The organism is Vibrio sp. B1Z05 (genome assembly GCF_052955985.1).
Window position 1 is genome coordinate 1,688,263 of record NZ_CP130463.1, and the last position, 19,707, is coordinate 1,707,969.

At 44.2% G+C, this 19,707-nt stretch carries 20 protein-coding genes; 4 read left to right on the forward strand and 16 right to left on the reverse strand.

The features are described 5' to 3' along the window. Positions 1-67: 67 nt before the first annotated feature. The 15 genes from nadA to aspS form a co-directional block, all read right to left on the reverse strand. Positions 68-1,129, reverse strand: coding sequence for a quinolinate synthase NadA (gene nadA, locus QV280_RS07655; protein WP_152819770.1), 1,062 nt, complete (start codon positions 1,127-1,129; stop codon positions 68-70). A 114-nt stretch (positions 1,130-1,243) separates the two neighbouring features. Further along, on the reverse strand, positions 1,244-2,023 hold the full coding sequence (gene ybgF / locus QV280_RS07660) for a tol-pal system protein YbgF (protein WP_152819769.1): 780 nt from the start codon (positions 2,021-2,023) through the stop codon (positions 1,244-1,246). 18 nt (positions 2,024-2,041) lie between these two features. Then, a complete protein-coding gene (pal, locus tag QV280_RS07665) occupies positions 2,042-2,596 on the reverse strand; it encodes a peptidoglycan-associated lipoprotein Pal (RefSeq protein WP_152819768.1) in 555 nt (184 codons plus the stop codon). A 46-nt stretch (positions 2,597-2,642) separates the two neighbouring features. Then, positions 2,643-3,992 carry a Tol-Pal system beta propeller repeat protein TolB gene (gene tolB, locus QV280_RS07670; RefSeq protein ID WP_367869527.1) on the reverse strand — a complete coding sequence of 450 codons (1,350 nt, stop codon included), beginning with the start codon at positions 3,990-3,992 and terminating at the stop codon, positions 2,643-2,645. Positions 3,993-4,002: 10 nt separating this feature from the next. Further along, positions 4,003-5,037, reverse strand: a complete 1,035-nt coding sequence (gene tolA / locus QV280_RS07675) for a cell envelope integrity protein TolA (RefSeq protein WP_152819767.1) — start codon at positions 5,035-5,037, stop codon at positions 4,003-4,005. Between the two features lie 13 nt (positions 5,038-5,050). Beyond that, on the reverse strand, positions 5,051-5,494 hold the full coding sequence (tolR, locus tag QV280_RS07680) for a protein TolR (protein WP_152819766.1): 444 nt from the start codon (positions 5,492-5,494) through the stop codon (positions 5,051-5,053). A gap of 3 nt (positions 5,495-5,497) precedes the next feature. Next, positions 5,498-6,181: a protein TolQ gene (tolQ, locus tag QV280_RS07685; RefSeq protein ID WP_023403638.1), complete on the reverse strand. Its 684-nt coding sequence runs from the start codon at positions 6,179-6,181 to the stop codon at positions 5,498-5,500. Between the two features lies 1 nt (position 6,182). Continuing rightward, positions 6,183-6,593, reverse strand: a complete 411-nt coding sequence (gene ybgC / locus QV280_RS07690) for a tol-pal system-associated acyl-CoA thioesterase (protein WP_152819765.1) — start codon at positions 6,591-6,593, stop codon at positions 6,183-6,185. A gap of 346 nt (positions 6,594-6,939) precedes the next feature. Then, positions 6,940-7,050, reverse strand: a complete 111-nt coding sequence (cydX, locus tag QV280_RS07695; RefSeq protein ID WP_017032438.1) for a cytochrome bd-I oxidase subunit CydX — start codon at positions 7,048-7,050, stop codon at positions 6,940-6,942. A 13-nt stretch (positions 7,051-7,063) separates the two neighbouring features. Beyond that, positions 7,064-8,200 carry a cytochrome d ubiquinol oxidase subunit II gene (gene cydB, locus QV280_RS07700; protein WP_152819764.1) on the reverse strand — a complete coding sequence of 379 codons (1,137 nt, stop codon included), beginning with the start codon at positions 8,198-8,200 and terminating at the stop codon, positions 7,064-7,066. A 15-nt stretch (positions 8,201-8,215) separates the two neighbouring features. Beyond that, the gene (gene cydA / locus QV280_RS07705; protein ID WP_023403635.1) at positions 8,216-9,805 is read right to left on the reverse strand and encodes a cytochrome ubiquinol oxidase subunit I; all 1,590 of its coding nucleotides are present in this window, start codon (positions 9,803-9,805) and stop codon (positions 8,216-8,218) included. Between the two features lie 542 nt (positions 9,806-10,347). Continuing rightward, positions 10,348-11,358 carry a Holliday junction branch migration DNA helicase RuvB gene (gene ruvB / locus QV280_RS07710; RefSeq protein WP_023403634.1) on the reverse strand — a complete coding sequence of 337 codons (1,011 nt, stop codon included), beginning with the start codon at positions 11,356-11,358 and terminating at the stop codon, positions 10,348-10,350. A gap of 3 nt (positions 11,359-11,361) precedes the next feature. Further along, entirely contained in the window at positions 11,362-11,976 is a 615-nt protein-coding gene (gene ruvA / locus QV280_RS07715) for a Holliday junction branch migration protein RuvA (protein WP_023403633.1), read from the reverse strand. A 170-nt stretch (positions 11,977-12,146) separates the two neighbouring features. Next, positions 12,147-12,668 (reverse strand): crossover junction endodeoxyribonuclease RuvC, encoded by a 522-nt coding sequence (ruvC, locus tag QV280_RS07720; protein ID WP_021712729.1) that lies wholly within the window; start codon positions 12,666-12,668, stop codon positions 12,147-12,149. Positions 12,669-12,738: 70 nt separating this feature from the next. Then, on the reverse strand, positions 12,739-14,514 hold the full coding sequence (aspS, locus tag QV280_RS07725; RefSeq protein ID WP_023403632.1) for an aspartate--tRNA ligase: 1,776 nt from the start codon (positions 14,512-14,514) through the stop codon (positions 12,739-12,741). A 300-nt stretch (positions 14,515-14,814) separates the two neighbouring features. On the opposite strand from aspS, the gene cmoA reads away from it, so the two are divergent. Further along, positions 14,815-15,540 carry a carboxy-S-adenosyl-L-methionine synthase CmoA gene (gene cmoA, locus QV280_RS07730; protein ID WP_152819763.1) on the forward strand — a complete coding sequence of 242 codons (726 nt, stop codon included), beginning with the start codon at positions 14,815-14,817 and terminating at the stop codon, positions 15,538-15,540. Positions 15,541-16,101: 561 nt separating this feature from the next. On the opposite strand, the gene QV280_RS07735 is transcribed toward cmoA, so the two are convergent. Continuing rightward, positions 16,102-16,995 carry an AraC family transcriptional regulator gene (locus tag QV280_RS07735; RefSeq protein ID WP_152819762.1) on the reverse strand — a complete coding sequence of 298 codons (894 nt, stop codon included), beginning with the start codon at positions 16,993-16,995 and terminating at the stop codon, positions 16,102-16,104. Between the two features lie 208 nt (positions 16,996-17,203). Between QV280_RS07735 and QV280_RS07740 the strand changes: the two genes are divergently transcribed. The 3 genes from QV280_RS07740 to QV280_RS07750 all read left to right on the forward strand — a co-directional run bounded on the left by QV280_RS07740 (position 17,204) and on the right by QV280_RS07750 (position 19,671). Next, positions 17,204-18,151 carry an SDR family oxidoreductase gene (locus QV280_RS07740; RefSeq protein ID WP_152819761.1) on the forward strand — a complete coding sequence of 316 codons (948 nt, stop codon included), beginning with the start codon at positions 17,204-17,206 and terminating at the stop codon, positions 18,149-18,151. A gap of 451 nt (positions 18,152-18,602) precedes the next feature. Continuing rightward, positions 18,603-18,836: a TIGR02647 family protein gene (locus QV280_RS07745; protein ID WP_021712717.1), complete on the forward strand. Its 234-nt coding sequence runs from the start codon at positions 18,603-18,605 to the stop codon at positions 18,834-18,836. Position 18,837: 1 nt separating this feature from the next. Further along, the gene (locus QV280_RS07750; RefSeq protein ID WP_152819760.1) at positions 18,838-19,671 is read left to right on the forward strand and encodes an NAD(P)H-binding protein; all 834 of its coding nucleotides are present in this window, start codon (positions 18,838-18,840) and stop codon (positions 19,669-19,671) included. Positions 19,672-19,707: the final 36 nt, after the last annotated feature.

The window sequence follows — 19,707 nt, forward strand, 5'->3', positions numbered from 1 at the left end:
TAAATAAAAAACCTCGGCGCTGTGCGTCGAGGTTTTTTGTATTCAGTGCCAGTAAGCGTAGTAACTACTAAGCGTTACCTTTCACCTTAATGTTCAGCTGCTCAGCAAAATCTAGCATGCGATTGAGTGGAATCAGTGATTTAACACGAACTTCTTCGTCGACAAAGATCTCGTGATCAGCGCCACCAAATTTAAGTGCCGATTCAATGGCTTTTAGGCCGTTCATCGCCATCCACGGGCAATGCGCACAGCTACGACAGGTTGCACCTGCGCCTGCAGTTGGCGCTTCAATCAGCTCTTTCTCTGGCACAAGTTGCTGCATCTTAAAGAAGATGCCTTTGTCGGTAGCAACAATTAATTGCGTTTGTGGAAGCTCTTTGGCCGCTTTGATCAGCTGGCTGGTTGAACCGACAGCATCGGCAAGTGCAACTACGCTAGCAGGTGACTCAGGGTGCACAAGAATTGCCGCATCTGAGTAAACCGCTTTCATGTCTCTTAGTGCTTTGGCAGAAAACTCATCATGGACCACACATTCGCCATTCCACAGTAGCATCTCTGCGCCAGTTTGATTGGCAATGTAAGAGCCTAAGTGACGGTCTGGTCCCCAAATGATTGGCGTACCTTCTGCATCCAAGTGCTCGACGATTTCTAAGGCGATACTGGACGTTACTACCCAATCAGCGCGCGCTTTAACCGCCGCTGAGGTGTTTGCGTAAACTACAACCGTATGGTCAGGGTGTTCGTCACAAAACTGAGTAAATGCGTCTTCAGGACAACCTAAGTCAAGAGAACATTCCGCTTTTAGGGTTGGCATCAAGATGGTTTTTTCTGGGGTTAAGATCTTGGCAGACTCTCCCATGAAACGTACACCTGCGATAATCAAAGTTTTTGCAGAGTGACGATTACCAAATTTAGCCATCTCTAGTGAGTCGCCGACAAAACCGCCGGTTTCTTCTGCTAGGGCTTGGATCTCTGGATCGGTATAGTAATGGGCAATCAAGACCGCGTCTTTTTCTTTAAGAAGCGTTTTGATGCTCTCCTTATAAGCCTGCTTTTGATCTTCGCTCAATGGAACAGGTTTCGGAGGGAATGGGTATATTGTTGGTGCTGTTTCTAATATTTGGCTCATTGCAATGCTCGGGCAACTTCCTCTAACTCAGGGCATTGTACACTGCTTTGAGTCTGGTTGCCAAAAGCAAAAAAGCCCAACTAAAAAGTTGAGCTTTTACTAATCAATTTATGATTATTTCAGTTTCGACAATTTTTGCTGAGCTGAACTGGCGGACGCGGTGTTTGGATACTCATCAATCGCTTGTTGATAGTATTTCTTCGCGGCGCTGGCACTGTTATTACGCGTAGCAATATCACCAAGCTTAACCAGTGCATCAGCACGTTTGTTCGACTTCTCGTGTGCAACCACGGCAGCAAATGCCTTGGCTGACTCTACATCATTCTTTTTCGAGAAGTAGAGCTGTCCTAGCCAATAGCTAGCGTTGGCCGAATAAACCGATTCAGGGAAGTCTTTCTTGAACTGTTCTAGGGCAACGGTGGCGGCGTCATAGTCTTTATTTTTTAGAATAAGATCCACGGCGCTTTGATAAGCCTGCTGTTCACCTTGGTTAGAAGAGTACTTTCCTTCTGGCGCAGCTTGAGCTGGCTGAGCTGGGGCTTTTTTAAGTTCGACTAATTCGGTGCGAATACGGTCTAACTCAATAAACAATTCTTTTTGTCTTTCGACAAGTTGTTCTCTTTCGTGCGTGCTTCTTTCAAGTTCACCGTGTAATTGGCTTAAATCCATCGACAAACCGTCGACTTGTTGTTGCAAATTAGCTTGAACTCGGTTGCTGTTTCTAAGCAAACGCTCCAGACGTTGTGTCTCAGTTTCTTTAGAGGCAGTGGAAGATTTTGACGTCGAGACACTGCTAGAGTTGAGATCAGGAACGGGAGCTGGTGCGGCGAATGAAACACTCGCCGCACTTGCTAGTAACGTAAGCGCAACTGCTCGCTTATAGTTACTGATCATGTTTACGTCTTCCTAAGATTAGTAAACTAGAACCGCACGACGGTTTTTCGCGTACGCTTCTTCAGTTTGACCTAGAACTAGAGGCTTCTCTTCACCGTAGCTTACGATAGAGATTTGGTCAGCTTGAACGCCAGAAGCTTGTAGGTAGTTAGATACTGCGTTAGCACGACGCTCGCCTAGTGCGATGTTGTACTCAGGAGTACCGCGCTCATCAGCGTGACCTTCGATAGACACTTTAACGTCTGGGTTTTCGCTTAGGAATTTAGCGTGAGCTGAAAGCATTTCTTCGTACTCAGAGCTGATTGCAGAGTTATCGTATGCGAAGTAAAGAGTGGTGTTTTCACGCAGTGCTTTTTCAGCAACTTCACGTTCTTCAGCCAATTTTTGCTCATCAGTCATTGGAGATACTACTGTAGTATCTGTAGTTTCTGCTGGCGTAGCTTGTTGAGTTTCTTGGTTAGTTGTTTGTTGTGCATCTGATGCATCCGTAGCATCGTCAGATGAACTACAAGCTGTAACAGCCAGTACAGGAAGTGCGATTAGCAGTCCTTTCAAAACTTTATTAAGTTGCATTATAAATTTTCCTTATTGTATAAAAAGTAACGTTGTTGCGAAACGATTACAAAAACGGTGACCAAGCGGGTGCTCTTACACGCCCATTGGTTGCTGGTAGTCTGGCTTTAAAACGCCCATCAATAGAAACCATTGATAGTACATTATTTTTGTTATACATCGAGCTGTATATCACCATTCCTCCATTCGGAGCTATGCTCGGAGACTCGTCTAGTAGTGTTTTTGTTAACACTTGAACTGCGCCAGTCTCCAAATCTTGTTTTGCCAAATTAAAGCCTGAACGAGATTGATTCACCATAATCATGAAACGTCCATCTGGCGTAATTTGACCACCCAAGTTTTGGTTACCTTGCCAAGTCAACCTCTTACTTGCGCCGCTCGCTAAATTTACTTGATAAATCTGAGGCTTACCACCCCTGTCAGAAGTGAATATTAGCGATTTACCATCTGGGTGCCAAAATGGTTCAGTATTATTTGCGCGACCACGAGTAATTTGTTTTAGCTTTTTAGTCGCCAAGTCCATTGTATACACTTGCAGACTACCGGTTTTAGAGAGTGTTAAAGCCAAAGACTTCCCATCAGGGGAGAATACTGGCGCACCATTGTGACGAGGGAATGACGTTAGCTTCTCTCTTTTGCCAGTATAGATATTCATTAAGTAAATTTCTGAGTGTCCGCTTTGAAAACTGACATAAGCAAGTTGTCGACCATCTGGTGACCAAGATGGGGACATTAGCGGCTGTTTAGAACGTAACACTAAGCGTTCATTGTAACCGTCGTAGTCTGCGATTCTAAGCTGATACGGGTAGCTGTCTTTATCATTAACCACTACGTAAGCGATGCGAGTTAAAAATGCGCCGCGATCGCCCGTTAATTGCTCGTACACTAAATCTGAAATTCTGTGAGCGTACTCGCGTAAACGTGGCCCTGGCACTGTGGCTTGCTTATTAAATAAGATGTGATCTTTCGAAAGCACTAATTTGCCGTCTTGCAGTGATTTAGACTGACCATTGGTTAGTGCGCCGCGCACTACATCAATCAGTTTGTACTGTACGCGGTATTTGCCATCCCCTGCGTCAGTAATTGTGCCGGTTAACAGCGCATCCACACCCATTGCTGTCCATGCCGAATAATTCACATCCTTATCTTGATAAGGTGTTTGTGGCATTTGGTTAGTTGGGATTGGGCTAAATTTACCACTGCGCTGTAGATCGGAGGCAATCACAGCCGAAACATCGTGTGGAAGTTTACCCGGCCCAGCCCATTTAAATGGCACTATGCCAATGGGACGCGCAGAGTTCACGCCCTCAGTAATCACTAATTCAAGTGAAGCATGGGCAACGGATACGCCCAAACTGCACATCATTACTAAACTTACTAATAATCGTTTAATCACCGGGGTTTCCTTATTCAGGTGCAACGGTTAAGTTAATATTCTTGAGTTTATCAATGGCCGCTTTATCTTTTGGTAGCGGAAAGCTAGCCACTTTTGATACGGCTGTTTTTGCCGCTCGACATAAGCTTGAGTCACCCGAAAGCGTTTTAAGGTCGCTAACCATGAAGGTGCTACCAGCTTGGATCAAGCGTAAATTGACCTTACACTCTTTGCCTTTAAAAGAGTCATCTAACAACAACTCTCGTTGAATCATCTGTTTGTACACTTCGCCCATACGCGAAACTTCATCGGTAATGGCGCGACTGCGGGCGCTAGAGTTGCTCGCCGCTTCCGCTTCAAGACCAGAGAAAATATCATTCAGCGCCGCTTCTTTCTCTTTACGCTCTTTCTCAAGTTGCGCTAAACGTGCTTTCTCTTTTTTCGCCTTTTCCGCTGCTTCTTTGGCTGCTTTCTGCTGAGCTATTTTTTTCTGCTCGGCTTGACGCGCTTTTTCCGCAGCAGCCTTAGCCGCTTTCTCTTTGGCAAGTCGGTCAGCTTCAGCTTTGGCGGCTTTCTTTTTCGCTTCAGCGGCCGCTTTTACTTTCGCAGCTCGCTGCGCTTCAGCCTTTTTAGCCGCTTGCTCTTTCTTTAAACGCTCAGCTTTAGCTACTTTCGCGCGCTGCTCTTCTTCTTTGCGTTGACGCTCTTTAAGTTGACGCTGTTTTTCCGCTTCGCGGGCTTTCTTTTCTGCTTGCGCTTTTTGCTCCGCTAAGCGACGAATACGTTTCTCTTCTGCTTTGCGATTTTTTTCCAATTGTTCACTTTGCTCACGCAACTTACGAATACGCTGCTGCTCGGCTTTTTCCGCCGCTTCTCGCTGCTGACGAATTTGGCGCGCTTGCTGGTGAATCACATTAGGGTCAATCACCACCGCCTCAACCATATTCGGTTTAGGCTCAGGCTTTGACATATTAAATTTTGTGCCCCAAATCAAAGCAATCACTAGCAATAAGTGAATTGCTAGTGATATGACAAGTGATTTCATGAACTTCTTATCTTGTTTCATCGGCTACTGGATTCTATTCCTTGATATCCGTTAACAGGCCAACTTTCGCAATACCTGCTTGGCTTAATTCATCGAGAACTAGAACCACATCTGAGTATGGAGTAGCGGCATCGCCACCCACTGCAACTGGAGAGTTTGGAGAAAGTGCTCTTTCTGCTTTTACTCGCACCACAATATCTTGCAGGCTCATGCCACGTTGCATCTCTTGGTCGTTAACACTCAAACCAAGCTCGCCTTTAGAGTTTATCTCAATAATGATAAAACTGGCTTCACTGTCTCCGGCAAGCTCTGAGGCTGGCGTGGCGCTATGCGTCTTAGGCAGATCAACGTCGACACCTTGGGTGACAAATGGAGAAGTCACCATAAAGATAATCAGTAGTACCAACATCACGTCGATATAAGGTACCACGTTGATCTCGGCAGTCATCTTACGTTTTTTAGGTTGATAACCCGCCATTAATTAGTCCCTTTCGCTCATTGCTTGACGGTGCAAAATAGCATGGAACTCTTCAGAGAAAGTTGCGTATGAATGCTCAAGTTTACCCACGCGATTACTTAAACGGTTATAAAACATTACCGCTGGAATCGCTGCAAATAGACCCATAGCCGTTGCTATCAATGCTTCTGCAATACCTGGTGCAACCATGGCAAGCGTCGCTTGCTTTACCTGACCAAGAGCAATAAAGGCATGCATGATGCCCCATACCGTACCAAACAAACCGATGTACGGGCTGATAGAGCCGACCGTGGCCAAAAATGGCAAGTTTGTTTCTAGGTTGTCGACTTCTCTTGCCACCGATACGCGCATCGCTCGGCCAGTCCCTTCCATAATGAAGTCTGGAGAGTTAGCGTTAGTGCGGCGAAGACGAGCAAACTCAGTAAAGCCTGAGTAAAAAATCTCTTCAATGCCAGATAAACTGCCTTTGCGCGCTTTCACTTCGTGATAAAGCTTGCCAAGATCTTTACCAGACCAAAACTTATCTTCAAAACGCTCAGTGTGAGCATAAGCGGCAGAGATAACCTTGCTACGACTGATAATCATCGCCCAAGAGGCTATCGACATACCAACCAAAGTTAGCATAACCAACTGAACCAGCAGGCTTGCTTCTAGAATAAGATCAATAAAATTGATTTCTGCGGACACTTTACGATAACTCCGTGATCATGAAACTGGGTATGGCCTGAGGCCTCATTTTAGCGGTATTGATACATGCTACCTTAACCGTAGCTTTGCACAATACTCTGCCTTCTAGATTGACTATCTCTTGACAAAAATCGAGAGAAGCACGCTTAATTTGAGAAATATGTGTTAGTACTGTCAACTCTTGGTCGAGTTTTGCGCCTTGCAAAAAATCGATATCCATATGTCGAACAACAAAACCCAATTCCTGTTGTAAAAGAACCTCTTGCGACACACCAATCACTCGTAACATTTCAGTGCGTGCCCGCTCAAAGTACTTCAGATAATTTGAGTGGTAGACTATCCCACCTGCATCAGTATCTTCGTAGTAAATTCGTATCGGCCAGCGAAATAGCGTTTTTTCGGCTGTTGGCATCGTCTAGGTCCCTGATTTTCTCGCCTGTAATATACACAATGTATCGCTTTATTTTTTATGCAACACTCTTTTTTTGATACATGCAGCAATTTCGCGGTCTAACTGAGCAAAAATTGACTGGTCTGCCATATTATTTAACCAATTCAGAGTGTTTCCGATATAGAAAGTTCAATTTTCAATCTGAACTTGTGCCTTTGCGCCCAACTAATCACCCATAAAATAATGACGCCCGATTATACAGGCATCCATTCCTACTAGGGATGTTTATTGCGCCTAGTAATAAAATTATACAAAAAAGGTCAGAGTGGAAAACCCAACTCTGACCTTCTTTAGAAACGGTAAAGACTTAGTCTTGCTTGTCTTTATCCATCATTTCTGTGTGCTCTAGCCATAGAGCATTGATGATGCCGAAAGCACACGCTAGCAACACACCCAATATCCAAGCAAAATACCACATACTTTATCCCTTCTTAGTAAAGTGAATTCTTGTTTTCTTCGATGAATTTAGCATCGATGCGACCAAACATTTTGTAGTAAGTCCAGCTGGTGTAAGCCAAAATCACTGGCACCATGACAAAAGCAACCGCCGTCATAATATTCATAGTCAGTTCACTTGAAGTTGAATCCCACATAGTTAAGCTCTGTGAAGGGTTCAAGCTTGAAGGCATGATGAACGGGAACATAGACAAGCCTGCGGTAAAGATAATGCCCGCACAAGCCAAGCTTGAGAACAAGAATGCCACAAAGCCTTTTTCACAGCGTGAAGCAATCACAGCCAGTAACGGCATCAATACACCGATAATTGGCGCAGCCCATAATGCTGGGTATTCAGCAAAGTTGTTCAACCAAGCACCCGCCTCTAGCACCACTTCTTTATTAAGAGGGTTAGATGCAGCGTTGTGGTCCATTTGGCTAGTAATGACATAGCCGTCCATACCATGGATGAAGTAACCAGCGATGACAAACAGCAACGCAGTAGTAATACCGGTTAGCTGCGCCACTTTACGTGAGCGAGCATGCACTTCGGTAGTGGTCTTCATCTGTAGCCATGTTGCACCTTGCAAAATGATCATCGACAAGCTAACTAAACCACAAAGCAGTGCAAATGGGTTTAACAGACCAAAGAATGAACCATGATAGCTAGACATCATAAATTCGTTTAGCTGGAATGGCAGTCCTTGTAATAGGTTACCAAACGCTACACCGAAGATAATTGGCGGTACGAAACCACTGATGGAAATAGCGATATCCCAGCTGCTGCGCCATTTTGGATCTTCGATCTTTGAACGGTAATCCAAGCCCAGTGGACGAAGCCACAATGCCGCTAGGGTCAAGATCATCGCAAAGTAAAAGCCAGAGAATGACGTGGCGTACACTGTTGGCCATGCCGCAAATAGTGCGCCACCAGCGGTAACCAACCAAACTTGGTTGCCATCCCAGTGCGGCGCAATACTGTTGATCATCACGCGACGTTCGCTGTCTGATTTACCGATGATAGGCACTAATGCGCCAACCCCTAGGTCAAATCCATCGGTCACAGCAAAGCCAACAAACAATATGCCAACTAGCAACCACCATATAAATCTTAAAACTTCATATTCAAACATAATTTCGCTCCCTTATTATGCTTCAACTTGACGATCGATTTTTGCTTTCGCTTCATCATTGTCTTGTTGTTCGAAATGATAGCGACCTGTCTTCAAGCTACTTGGTCCCTTGCGAGAGAATTTCACCATTAGATACACTTCAGCAATCAAGAACACTGTGTACAGCGCTAATATAGCGGCTAGCGATGCCCATAATTGACCAATCGTGAGTGATGACGCTGCCACGTGAACCGGCAAGATTTCACCTACTGCCCAAGGCTGACGTCCAAATTCGGCCACAAACCAACCGGCTTCAATGGCAATCCACGGCAGTGGAATACTCCATAGAGCGGCTTTAAGTAACCAAGGTTTTTGTTCGATTTTTTGACGGCAAGTTTGCAAGAAAGACATGCCAAAGACGAACAGCATGATGAATCCACAACCCACCATTAAACGGAATGACCAGAATAGAGGCCAAACTGTTGGGATTGAATCATCCGCAGCCGCTTGGATTTGAGTTTCAGTCGCATCCACTACTTTATCGGTGTAGCGTTTCAGCAATAAACCATAACCAAGGTCATGTTTTACTTCGTCAAATGCGGCTTTGTTTTCGGCAGAGCGATCCCCTGCGCGCAGTTTTTCAAGCAGTTCATAGGCGTACATACCATTACGAATACGATCAACGTGCTGTTCACGAAGATCGCGTAAACCCGTTACCTGAGTATCCGTTGAACGAGTTGCCACGATACCCATTACATATGGGATCTTAAGCGCGTAATCGGTTTCCATAGTTTCTTGGTTTGGAATACCAAATGCAGTAAAGGCAGCTGGTGCTGGCTCAGTGTGCCATTCAGCTTCAATTGCGGCCAACTTCACTTTCTGCACGTCACCTAACTCGTAACCAGACTCATCGCCTAGTACGATTACCGAAAGGATGGCAGCCATACCAAAAGAGGCTGCAATAGCAAATGAACGACGAGCAAACGCCACATCACGGCCTTTCAATAGGTAGTAAGAACTGATACCAAGAACGAACATTGCACCTGTGGTGTAACCTGATGCCACAGTATGGACAAATTTAACTTGAGCAACTGGGTTGAATACAACATCAGCAAAGCTCACCATTTCCATACGCATGGTTTCAAAGTTAAATTCTGCACCCACTGGATGTTGCATCCAACCGTTGGCAATCAAAATCCACAGTGCAGAGAAGTTAGAACCTAATGCTACTAGCCAAGTCACTACTAAGTGCTGGCGTTTAGACAGACGCTCCCAACCGAAGAAGAATAGACCAACAAAAGTGGATTCTAAGAAAAAGGCTACTAGGGCTTCAATGGCAAGAGGTGCGCCAAAAATATCGCCGACATAGTGAGAATAGTACGCCCAGTTAGTTCCGAACTGGAACTCCATGGTCAGGCCGGTTGCAACACCGAGGGCAAAGTTAATACCAAATAACTTACCCCAAAATTTAGTCATATCCTTATAAATCTGCTTACCTGTCATCACGTAAACGGATTCCATGATTGCAAGCAGGAAGGCTAGACCTAAAGTAAGTGGTACAAATAGGAAGTGGTACATTGCTGTCAACGCGAATTGCAGTCGCGACAGATCAACGACATCTATCATAAGAACTCCTTGGGTGTCTTCCTAGACACAGGTTCAATTCCATACCAGTCCAGATAAATAGTGACTCATCATTGAGAGTTAAATTACCCAAAACAGCATCGTGGAGTGTTTGATAGAAGAAATTTCTAGCGGCAATCCATGCTGCGTTCAAAAAAATAATTAAATATCTATTTTCAAGAACTATTATTAGGCAATTTTAACCAAGCAATAATCTGAATCCTAACTTATTCGGATTAGCATAAAGCGCAAAAGTTAAAATTAAACAAGAGATGTTAAATAACTGAGTTAATTATTAATTCACTGATAATTAATAATTAAACATTTGTTAAGCATCCCCTAATATATCCAGGCGCTATAGTATAGGTTTAGCTTGTTGGTTTCAAAGGCTTTATTTAAGAAAATTACATTGATACAAATCAAAGAGAATGAATTGATAAAGGGTTTTTATTAAACATAGTCGGTGTAATTTGTAAGCAAAGTTAACAGCTTGGCGGGAGTATTGTCGTACAAATAAAAGGGGGTAACACCCCCTTAACTTTATATTAATCTTTTATATCAAATCCAAAGTGTAAATAAGCGCGGTCTGTTACAATTCGACCTCTTGGGGTTCTTTGTAAATATCCTTGCTGAATTAAATAAGGCTCTAATACATCTTCGATAGTGTCTTTTTCTTCACCTATGGCAGCGGCCATATTATCGAGTCCAACCGGACCACCATTAAATTTCTCTATTATGGCAAGCAGAAGTTTTCTGTCCATATAGTCAAAACCAAGGCTATCTACGTCGAGCATGTCGAGCGCTTTATCGGCGATGTCCGAATCAATATGACCATCACTTTTTACTTCGGCGTAATCACGAACGCGTCGTAATAATCGGTTAGCAATACGCGGCGTACCACGAGCACGTCTTGCAATTTCCAGTGCGCCTTGCGACTCCATTGACAAATTTAAGCAATCAGAACTGCGCTGCACAATGTGTTGCAGATCTTCAACCTTGTAGTATTCAAGGCGCTGGGTAATACCGAAACGGTCTCGAAGCGGAGAAGTTAATGACCCGGCACGAGTGGTTGCGCCAATTAAGGTAAACGGCGGCAGATCGATCTTGATAGAACGAGCGGCAGGCCCCTCTCCTATCATGATATCAAGTTGATAATCTTCCATTGCCGGATACAGCACTTCTTCCACCATAGGGCTTAGACGGTGTATCTCGTCAATGAACAGTACGTCGTTCTCTTCAAGGTTGGTCAGTAGCGCGGCTAAATCGCCGGCTTTTTCTAGCACAGGGCCTGAGGTGGTGCGAATATTCACATCCATTTCGTTTGCCACAATATTGGCCAGCGTGGTTTTTCCTAAACCTGGAGGACCAAAAATAAGAAGATGATCTAAGGGTTCGTTACGCATTTGCGCCGCTTTGATGAATATTTCCATCTGACCACGTACGTGATCTTGACCTTGATAGTCTTCTAATTTTTTAGGACGAATCGCTCTATCGACCGCCTCTTCGTCTTTAAAGGTTGGGTTATCAGGTGCGATCAGTCGGTCTGCTTCAATCATCAATTACACCATAGCTCGCAGAGCTTCTTTAATCAGCGACTCGCTGGTCATATCAGGTTTCGCAATTTGTGAAATCGCTTTGGAAGCCATTTGCGGTTTATAACCCAGAGCCAATAATGCACTCACCGCCTCATCAACCGCATTTTGATCGCTAGACATAGCGCTATCCATTGGCGCTGCATCGGTTGCAGGAGTAAACAAGTCACCCGCGCCCCAGCCTTTGAGTCTGTCTTTCATTTCGACGACCAGACGTTCGGCCGTTTTCTTACCTACGCCCGGTAATTTAACTAAGGTAGAGATATCTTCGTGCTCAACACAGCTGACAAATTGACTGGCGGTCATGCCAGATAAAATGCCAAGCCCCAATTTAGGGCCAACGCCATTGGCTTTAATGACTTCACGGAACAGCGCGCGTTCACTGACGCTATTGAAACCATAAAGCAGTTGCGCATCTTCACGCACAACGAAATGAGTATAAATAATGGCTTCTTGGCCAATCTCTGGTAACTCATAAAAACAACTCATTGGCATTTGTACTTCATAACCAACGCCAGCGACTTCAATCAGTAACTCAGGGGGTTGTTTCTCAATAAGGGTTCCACGTAGACGTCCAATCACGGTCTCATTCCAATAGCTGTTTGTAATAGTATTGATGATAATAAATAACTGGACGGATAGCCAGTACTCAACATCAATAGCGGATAATGATTATGCTTTAAATTCGATGCGGTAAACGTTCAAATAACATAGAGAAAGGCTTGTAGACAATAAAACTGATACCCGTCGAATTAACGATATCGTCCACGTCTTGCTGAAGTGGCTTTGCCTGCTAGAGCGATTAACGTTTTATTGGTGTTTGCATGACAAATGGCAACGCCCAAAGCATCGGCCGCATCGGCTTGCGGCTTTGCTGGAAGCTTGAGCATTTGTTGTACCATGTGCTGTACTTGCGCTTTGTCGGCGCCGCCCGTACCTACTACTGCTTGTTTGATTAACCTTGCCGCGTATTCATACACTTCAAGATCAGCATTGACCGCGGCAACAATCGCACTGCCTCTGGCTTGGCCTAGCTTTAATGCTGAATCGGCATTTTTAGACATAAACACTTGTTCAATAGCAAATACATCGGGCTTGAACTGAGTGATGATTTCACTCACCCCTGCGTAGATTTGCTTTAACCGCCCCGGCAACGCTTTTTCCGACATGCGGATACAGCCACTGCCTAAGTAATGTAGATGACGGCCATTTTGACGAATCACTCCGTATCCGGTAATTCTTGAGCCCGGATCAATGCCTAAAATTATCGTCATTGATGTTTTCTCTCCCTCAAACAAAAACTCCCGCAATAAAGCGGGAGTTTAAACTCATTAACAGCTAACGTTATTCGCTGTCTTTTTTCGCAAGTTTCACTGCAATCGCTAACTCTTCAAGGGCGGCAGGGTTTGCCAGACTTGGTGCATCCGTCAGTAGACAAGAAGCATTGGTTGTTTTAGGGAATGCAATTACGTCACGAATGTTTTCTGTGCCACATAGCAACATCACTAGACGGTCAAGACCAAACGCAAGACCGGCGTGAGGTGGTGTACCGTATTTAAGCGCTTCTAATAAGAAACCAAATTTAAGTTGTTGCTCTTGCGCATCAATACCAAGAATATCAAATACTGCGGCTTGCATTTCTGCATTGTGAATACGAACAGAGCCGCCACCCACTTCGTAGCCATTGATAACCATATCGTAAGCGTTAGAGTTAACGTTAGCTGGATTTTCTTTTAACTGTTGCGCTGTGATGCCCAGAGGAGAAGTGAATGGGTGGTGCATTGCGTGCAAGTTACCTTCGCCATCTTCTTCAAACATTGGGAAATCAACAACCCATAGTGGTTTCCATGCTGATAGGTCGGTGATTTCAAGATCAACACCTACTTTCAGACGCAGTGCGCCCATCGCTTCAGCAACAACGTTGGCTTTATCTGCGCCAAATAGAATGATATCGCCAGACTCTGCGCCAGTGCGCTCAAGAATGCTGTTGATCACTTCTTCGTTTAAGAATTTAGCCACTGGAGACTGAATGCCTTCCATGCCTGCAGCACGGTCATTCACTTTCATCCATGCCAAACCTTTCGCGCCGTAAATACCAACAAATTCAGCATAGCCGTCAATTTGTTTACGAGTTAGCTTAGCACCACCCGGTACACGAATAACAGCAACGCGGCCTTTCTCATCGTTAGCAGGGCCAGCAAAGACTTTAAATTCAACGTCTTTTAAAATGTCTGCAACGTCAACAAGCTCAAGTGGGTTACGTAGATCAGGCTTATCTGAACCAAAACGGCGAATCGCTTCGCTAAATGGCATCACTGGGAACTGACCAAGGTCAACATTCAGCAGCTCTTGCCACATGCCGTGTACCATTTTCTCGGTAGTAGCACGAACTTCGTCAGCACTCATAAATGAGGTTTCGATATCAATTTGCGTAAATTCAGGTTGACGGTCTGCACGTAAATCTTCATCACGGAAACATTTTACGATTTGGTAGTAACGGTCAAAACCAGACATCATCAGCAGCTGTTTAAATAGCTGTGGTGATTGAGGAAGCGCGTAGAAGCTGCCTTTTTGTACACGACTTGGTACTAAGTAGTCGCGTGCACCTTCTGGTGTCGCTTTCGTCAGTACAGGTGTTTCGATGTCTAGGAAACCGTTGTCATCAAGGAAACGACGCACGTAGCTAGAAGCTTTTGCACGCAGTTTGATGCGATCGCTCATCTCAGGGCGACGCAAGTCTAGGTAACGGTATTTTAAACGTTGCTCTTCAGAGTTGGTTTGGTTGAAATCAAGTGGCAGCACTTCAGAACGGTTGATGATTTCTAGACCTTTACAGATCACTTCAACTTCACCCGTTGCCATGTCTTTGTTTACTTGGCTGTCTGGACGAACGCGCACTTCACCGGTTAGCTTAATGCAAAATTCGTTACGCAGTTGGCTTGCCACTTCATGTGCCTGCGCCATATCAGGGTCAACAACGACTTGAACGATACCTTCGCGATCTCGCATATCGATAAAAATAAGGCCGCCTAAATCACGGCGACGGTTTACCCAACCGCAAAGTTCTACAGTTTGTCCTGCAAGGGACTTGTTCAGTTGACCACAATAATGGCTACGCATATTGAATTTCCCGACTATTTTCTAATGACTATATAAGGTTCTGTCGAGAGACTAAGATCTCGACGCAATTAACCGATATTTATACTCGGAAATAGCCGTAAAATCGATACTCAATGCACTTTTTTATTCAGTTAATGACGGCTTTGCTCTGTTTTTAAGCAAGATAAGCGTTTTTAAGGAACATTAGCAGAAAACAATAGCTGTAAAGTCATAACAGTGAAGGTCACTGATCTCGACTAATGACAGTTGGCCGACTTTTCTCTAAACTTACCGCTGTTATGAATTACCCAGCAAGATCCCATGAGCACAGATAAGATTTTTTCCGCCCCAATTGAAAAAATTGGCGACTTTACTTTCGATGAACGCGTAGCCGAAGTGTTCCCAGATATGATTCAACGTTCTGTACCTGGGTACAGCAATATCATCTCTGCCATTGGCATGCTGGCTGAACGTTTTGCCACTGAAGGCTCCAATTTATACGATCTTGGTTGCTCGTTGGGTGCGGCAACACTATCGATGCGTCGCAACATTACCGCTGACAACTGCCACATTATTGCTGTTGATAATTCATCGGCGATGGTGGAGCGATGCAAATTGCACATCAATGCCTATAAAGCCAAAACGCCGGTCGATATTCGTGAAGCCGATATTCGCGAAATAGAAATACGCGACGCCTCTGTGGTGGTGCTTAACTTCACTTTGCAGTTTCTCTCGCCTGACGATCGTCAAAAACTACTAGAGAAAATCTATCAAGGTTTGTTACCCGGTGGCATTTTGATTCTGTCGGAAAAATTCATCTTTGAAGATCAGACTTCGCACGAACTGCTTATCGACCTTCATCACGACTTTAAACGTGCCAATGGCTATAGCGAATTGGAAATCAGCCAAAAACGCAGCGCTATTGAGCATGTAATGTTGCCCGACAAAATCGACACTCATAAAAAACGCTTTGCCGATATTGGCTTTAGTAGCAGTGAAGTGTGGTTCCAATGCTTTAACTTTGGTTCTATGTTCGCTATCAAATGATCTAAGCCAAACATTCTCACTGAAAATATAAAGCAGGTTGTCTCATAAATGAGCTCTCCTGCTTTAACGCAACACTTAATTGACTCACCCTGCCTATTTCACTGCCAAGTTTGTCTGCAACAACGCTCTTGCGACTGGTTTGATGTGCCCATTTCTATACATAAGTGCATGCAAACTGGACATCTATCGCGCTATCTGAAATCAAATTAATAGCAACATTACATTTTGCTATGCAAAGAAACACACATGCAAATATCAAAGTTTCGTTGCATTTTGCAAATGCATAATGCGAAGTGCGTTTATTTCTCCACTATTAACGTTAAATAACAATGACTTACCATATGTATATTATAGTTGGCACACATCATGCATAAGGAGATTAATCCTTTTAAGCCAAGGATCACCTAGCCAACTGACGTTGTTAGTGAACGTTGTACTTGTTCACAAGAATACAAGCCGATCGCACGTTTTTTCGTGGTCGGCTTTTTTTTCGTCATGCGCTTTTCAGTCATTAGCTGCCTCGATTCACAACTCACTCATACTGCGCACTTTAATCCAACTTTACGCCATCATTCCTAAACGCCCTTGAGAAGACACCCACTGCTTCGGTGACTGTCCATACAAACGTTTAAATTCACGGCTGAACTGAGATGAACTGACATAGCCAACACTCATTGCCGCTTCATATACATTCATTCCTGTTGCGATATTCATTGCCGCGTTATTTAAACGCATCGATTTCATAAATTGGATGGGTGACAGTGAGGTTGCTTGCTTAAACTTGCGATGAAACACTGCGCGGCTCATTCCTACTTTAGAGGCTAGCTCATCAATCGTTACGCTTTGATCAAGGCGATGTGATAAATACTCAATAGAACGAGCGATTTCATTGCCTACGCCAAAAGAGCGCCTTACTGAAGCGCCCGCTTCGCCTTTTAATACCGCATAATACAACTCACGCAAGCGGCTTTCTCCCAATATTGCGCTGTCTACTGAGTTATCTCCCAGTTGCAATAAGCGCAATAGCGCATCGCAAAATGCATCATCCCACGAGGCAAAAGAGAGCCCTTTGGGTAATTCGGCTCCCCTTGGCGCTTTAACAGAACCTGCCACGTTTTCCATCTCCAGTGCCAGCTCAGTCATTACTTTACTGTCTAAGGTAATCGAAACTCCGAGCAATGGGTTTTCAGGTGACGCATTTGGGGTGCCTGCTTCTACAGGTAACGACATAGTGCAGCACATGTATTTGTCGTTATCGTAAAGGTGTGTATTGCCATCTAATATTGCTTCTTTAGTGCCACTGACAATAGCAATCACTGTCGGTTCATACACCGCAGGTGCGCACTGAATGGACTCTGACACCTTAAACAGTCGCACGCCGTTTATTCCCGTTTCATGCAAGCCGTCTTCACTAAGTTGCTTTTCTAGTAGCGTTTTTATTTTGTTCTTCGTCATTACTCAACCCCCCAACACCTAATACCCAAACCGACACAAAAGATACAAATAGGCATATTTTAGAGACTATATCGCCTATTTAACTATCACCGTGAGAGTTATAGTTCTTTTCCAGAAAAGGTTACTACTGCAAACAGTGATTAGCAAATCTTCTTTTGCAGACTGTTTGCAAAACGCATAGTGAATATAGCGAATAAGGTTTTTAACAATGACAACAAAACAATTTGGCCCTAAAGGTTGGACTCCAGAACTGATGCACTCTTTAAAGGGTAAAACCTATTTGATCACTGGGGCTAACACTGGCGCAGGGTTTGAAGCTTCACGTATTCTGCTGTCTAAAGGCGCTCAAGTGGTTATGTTGAACCGAAACCCTAGCAAATCGGTTGCGGCGATAGAGGCATTAAAAGCACAGCTCGGCGCAGATGCAAAAGTGAGCTTTATTACCCTAGATCTTTCTAAACTGGATTCGGTGCGCAAAGCAGCAGCGCAAATTCTCGAAAGCGTTCCTCAAATTGATGCGCTTATTTGTAATGGTGCGATCGCGCAAGTGGCGAAGCAAGAATTTACCGCTGATGGTTTTGAAAGCCAGTTAGGTGTCAATCACTATGGTCACTTCTTACTGTGCGGCATGTTGTTTGAACGCATTGACGCCTCTCACGGAAGAATCGTGGTTGTCGGCAGTGAAGGCTATAAAATGGGCATTCAGAAAATTCAATTTGATGACATGAACTGGGATAACAATTATCACCCGAATAACACCTACTGCCACAGTAAATTGGCGCAAATGATGTTTGGCTATGAACTGCAAAACAGAATCAAGCAGGCAAACAAAAACGTGCAGGTGTATGTTTGTCACCCAGGCGCATCAAAAACTTCGCTCATTAACAACAAAGCAAATGGCATTACCCGCATTGCATTCTCACTAATGGCAATGACGCCGATTGTGCAATCGGCAGAGAAAGGCGCATACCCTGAACTGATGTGCGCGACACAGGATAACTTATCTGAACAAGCCTACTATGGGCCCACTGGATTTAATTATTGGGTGGGTGCGGTTGATCAGCGCCAAATAGAGTCGTTTGTCAAAGACCAAGCGAGTGCACAACGTTTATGGGCACTGTCTGAGCAAGAAACTGGCTTTGAGTTTTCTCTTTAAAAAGGACTCATTTAGCCTGTATTCCCAACTTAACTCAACTTAGCGAATTGATGTGACATTGATCTCACATCAATTCTACGGGTATTAAGATGGGGATAATTTGTTGGCGCGCCTTGTATTACATTTTCAAGCTATTTGCCATAACTGACTCATTTATAAACTTTTAATCCAAGTAAACGCACCTCTCGTTTTTAAAAATCAAGAATACGGTTATCCACAATAATTGTGGATAAAAAGTGTAAAGACTTGCCTCGTCTGGGATAGCGGAGAGTCAATAAAAAACTTCGTTTTTTTACATGCTCATGACATTAATCATATTTACACATTGCCAAAGCCAAAACTGGCTAACAAATAAGCGCGCACCCGATAGAGGTAACGTTTTTCACTGTTTGTTGTTGATTCACTCGCATTCCAGTTCTAATGTGTTGAAAGGAATCAAAAAGGAAAGAGCATGAAATTTAATCAATTATTGGTCGATGAACTGAACTTGCTAATGCAATTCAACTTAGATAGTGCGGCTACAGGTATTAAGGTTCGCAGTGATGCTTGTGAAGCTACTCAAGTAGCAATTAAAAGCTTATTTGAAAAAGGCTTATGTACACTCAGTGATGGTGGTTACCTGACTGATCAAGGCGTAGAAATCGCTGAATCGGCAGACAAAATTCTAAGGGCGCTTAGCCACTAATATGGCTTCCGTTCTAATAATAGGCGCTGGTTGGCTTGGTCGTCCTTTAGCCAAGCAACTTAGCGCTTCTCATCATCAAGTTCATGTCACCAATTCCCAATTAGACACCGTAAAGCAAAGCTCAGCAGAAGGCTTACACGCGCATCATTTATCGTTACCGTTAGAAGCGCCTCATTCGCTCGCAGATCTGTTACAACAATTAAATATCGATACCATTATTGGCTGTTTTACGCCCGGATTTCGTCGAACAGCGACGCCCAATTGGGACAGCTATGCACAAAACTGGCAGCAAATCTGTCAAAGTGCTAAACAAGCGAAAATCAATAAGATCATCATGATCAGCTCAACAGCCGTTTATCCTGCCATTGCTAAGCCCATGCAAGAAAGCGATGCTGATTTTGCGCAATCTATTGTCGATAACCAATTTTCCGAAAAGAGCCGAGCGCTGTTAAAAGCAGAGCAACAAGTGCTTGATAGCGGGTTGGATTATGCCGTTATTCGTTGCAGTGGGCTCATTGACCAACATCGCCACCCTTCTCGCTTTGCCACTCGTTTGCGCTCAGTCAGTCGTCACGCGCCGGCTAACATGCTGCACAAAGACGATGCCATTGGGATTATTGAATTTGCGCTCAATAAGGTCACGAGCCGAGTACTGAATGCCTCTACCCCAGATACATGTGATAAGGCGCAGTTTTATCAAGCCGCTATTGCCTCTCGACAACTGGATATTGCGCTTCCGGAAATCGTCGATACGCCTGATAAAAGAATCGACAGTACCCTGTCACAAAAACTCGGCTATCAATACCGTTATCAGCACACGTTAGATTTGCTTTAGTCCCCTACTTTAATTGCCAATTAACTGGACATAAAA